This is a genomic window from Pseudoalteromonas sp. T1lg21 (genome assembly GCF_002964625.1).
GTDB classification, from domain to species: domain Bacteria; phylum Pseudomonadota; class Gammaproteobacteria; order Enterobacterales; family Alteromonadaceae; genus Pseudoalteromonas; species Pseudoalteromonas gelatinilytica.
The window spans coordinates 1-366 of the sequence record NZ_PQBX01000020.1; the positions used below are offsets into that span (position 1 = coordinate 1).

Below are 366 nucleotides of genomic sequence, written 5' to 3' on the forward strand. Positions count from 1 at the left end.
TTTTCATTGGCTGCTATCCCCAACCGAAATTTTTACAAACTATGAAACCAGTTAAAGCCCCTATCAATGCACATATTGTGTAGATAAGGGCGACTATTAGGCCGCCCATATTTTTATGCCTTAAGCTTTAGCAACTGCACGCTTGGCAAGAGTGATACCCTTGTAAGCGAGTGCAACGCCAACGATTAAAACACCAGTTGCACCTACGAACGTTGCAACGCCTGCCATATCTACTGCTGCGAAAATATCAGTCATGTTGATTTCCTTTTAAAGTTTGTTTATTACCATTCGGGCTGCTTTTACTTTAAATGACAAAAACCCGAACAGAACGACGAGGCCAAAGCCCCAAGTAAATGACTCTCCAAT

General features: G+C 42.1%; 1 protein-coding gene. It reads right to left on the reverse strand.

The window, feature by feature from the left end; translation table 11 throughout:
* Positions 1–120: 120 nt before the first annotated feature.
* Positions 121–255 carry a membrane protein gene (locus tag C2M25_RS22180; RefSeq protein ID WP_008467240.1) on the reverse strand — a complete coding sequence of 45 codons (135 nt, stop codon included), beginning with the start codon at positions 253–255 and terminating at the stop codon, positions 121–123.
* Between the last annotated feature and the right edge of the window lie 111 nt (positions 256–366).

What these genes read in the sequence shown, in the direction of transcription:
- C2M25_RS22180 (WP_008467240.1), bottom strand. Translation starts at nt 255, where the DNA reads ATGACTGATATTTTCGCAGCAGTAGATATGGCAGGCGTTGCAACGTTC.